The 2,472-nt window shown below is 67.5% G+C and carries 2 protein-coding genes; both read right to left on the bottom strand.

Annotated elements, in window-relative coordinates; genetic code table 11:
* Window positions 1-1,216, bottom strand: a 1,216-nt coding sequence (locus EOA38_RS33620; RefSeq protein ID WP_145966200.1) for an FUSC family protein, incomplete at its 3' end; no start/stop codon positions are given.
* Window positions 1,217-1,259: 43 nt separating this feature from the next.
* Window positions 1,260-2,472: toprim domain-containing protein (locus EOA38_RS33615; RefSeq protein WP_245480986.1), on the bottom strand; the 1,213-nt coding region annotated here is incomplete at its 5' end.

The raw sequence follows: 2,472 nt of genomic DNA, 5'->3' as shown, positions 1-2,472 counted from the left end.
TGACGGTGCCGGCTGCCTCGGACCATTTGGTCGTCAGCCAGAAGGCCGCCACCAGGAGTGTGGCGAGTGCGGCGCGCACGGCGTTGCGCCAGGCGGCATGATAGTCGCGATGCACCACCAGCGCCGGCTGCCGCCGGTCGCGGGAAGGCCTGGAGACCGGCGAGCGAAGCGCGTCCAGGCCACGCATCACCTGCTTCAGTGCCTCCGCGAAATCGGCGGCGATGGTGAGGCGGGTGAGGGTGCCGACCCGGTCTTCGCCGGGTTCGGCGGGCGTGGCCGGCGCGTCCCGCGCCTTGGCCGCGATCGCGTCGAGCCGGGCAACCCAGGGGCCGGTGTCGTCAAGCGCGCCGTGCGTTTCCGACAGGTCGCCGACGAAAGCCTGCAAGTCGCTGCGCACGGGGATGAGCGTCGCGTTTTTCGGCGCGGCATGGGTGTGCAGCGCACGTGCCGCCGAGAGCGCCCACAGAAGCTGCCCGATCGTGCGCCGCACCGGATGGGCGCGCGGGGCGAAGCTCGGCGCCTCCAGCCGCGCATAGGTGCGCATCTCGGCAAGCGTCTGGGCATCGGTGATCAGCTTGCGCTGCAGCGCGGCAAGGCTAGCCGGGTCGCCGCCGGAAAAGGCGCCTCCGGCATAGTCCGCGAGATCGAGAATGCTGCGCTTCAGTCTCGATATGATGGCGTCCGCTGCCAGCTTCGGCAGGATCAGCCGGCTGGTGACGCCGGCGCAGACGATGCCAAGCACGATTTCGGCGCAGCGCGCGATGGCGAGATCGACGACGAGATGCGGCTGCCCGAACGCGGGCAGGCTGATGATCATCGCCGTATAGCCGGCAAGGGCCGCACCATAGGCCTCCGGATTGCGCAGCAGCGAGGAGACGAGCGTGCAGATGCCGATCCACACCGCCAGCGCCGTCACCAGCACCCAGGGATTGGTGCCGAACAGCGATGCGATGCCGATTGCGGCCAGGCCGCCGGCCAGCGTTCCGAGCAGCCGGTAGAAGCCTTTGGCCAGCACCATGCCGGCGACCGGCTGGGCGACGATGAAGACCGTCATCATCGCCCATTGCGGATGATCGAGGTCGAGGGCGTAGGCGGCAAGCAGCGCGATCAGCCCGGCCGAAACCGTGCGCAGGGCAAAAATCCAGTCCGAGCGCGTCGGCTGGGTCAGGCCGTTCAGCGGTATCTCGACAAACTCTTTCAGCCGCGTCCGGGCCACATCAAAGTCTCCGTATCGGAGCCTGTTATGGACCAGTCCGCGTTCAGATATCCAGCACGTCGGCTTCGGCGAACTCGGCGCGTTCCTGGATGAAGCGGAAGCGCGCTTCAGGCTTGGTGCCCATCAGCGCGTCGACGGTATCCTTGGTCGCCGCCTCGGCTTCGCTCACGTCGACCCTGAGCAGCGTGCGCTTCCTCGGATCCATCGTGGTCTCCTTGAGCTGCGAGGCCATCATCTCGCCAAGGCCCTTGAAGCGGCCGATCTCGACCTTGCCGCGCCCGGTGAATTCGGTGCGCAGCAGCTCGTCCTTGTGCGCGTCGTCGCGGGCATAGGCCACCTTGCCGCCCTGCCGGATCGAATAGAGCGGCGGCACGGCCATAAAGAGATGGCCGCCGCGGACGAGGTTTGGCATCTCCTGGTAGAAGAAGGTGATCAAAAGCGAAGCGATATGCGCGCCGTCGACGTCGGCGTCGGTCATGATGATCACGCGGTCGTAGCGCAGGTCCTCGTCGCGGTATTTCGTGCGTGTGCCGCAGCCGAGCGCCTGGATCAGGTCGGAGATCTGCTGGTTGGCCGCAAGCTTGTCGTTGCCGGCGCTGGCGACGTTGAGGATCTTGCCGCGCAGCGGCAGCACCGCCTGGCTGGCGCGATCGCGCGCCTGCTTGGCCGAGCCGCCGGCCGAGTCGCCTTCGACGATGAAGAGCTCGGCGCCGGCGGCGGCGTTCTGCGTGCAGTCGGCGAGCTTGCCGGGCAGCCGCAGCTTGCGCACCGCGCTCTTGCGCGAAACTTCCTTTTCCTGGCGCCGGCGCACCCGCTCGTCGGCGCGCGCGATCACCCATTCGAGAAGCTTCGAGGCTTCCTGCGGGTTGTCGGCCAGCCAATGATCGAACGGGTCGCGGATGGCGGTCTCGACGATGCGCATCGCCTCGATCGTCGCCAGCCTGTCCTTGGTCTGGCCGACGAATTCCGGCTCGCGGATGAATACCGACAGCATGCCGGCGGCCGAGATCATGACGTCTTCGGTGGTGATGATCGAGGCGCGCTTGTTGCCGATCAGGTCGGCATACGCGCGAAGGCCGCGCGTCAGCACGTTGCGGAGGCCGGCCTCGTGCGTACCGCCTTCGCCGGTGGGAATCGTGTTGCAGTAGGAGTTGAGGAAGCCGTCGCCGCCGAACCAGGTCACCGCCCATTCCAGCGAGCCGTGGCCGCCTTGCTTGTCGCTTTTTCCCGCGAAGACCTCGCGCGTGACCTGGAAC

Origin of the sequence: Mesorhizobium sp. M1E.F.Ca.ET.041.01.1.1 (assembly GCF_003997355.1) — a bacterium.
Classification (GTDB): domain Bacteria; phylum Pseudomonadota; class Alphaproteobacteria; order Rhizobiales; family Rhizobiaceae; genus Mesorhizobium.
Note: the sequence above shows the minus strand (reverse complement) of the source record. Positions and strands in the feature narration are given on the sequence as shown.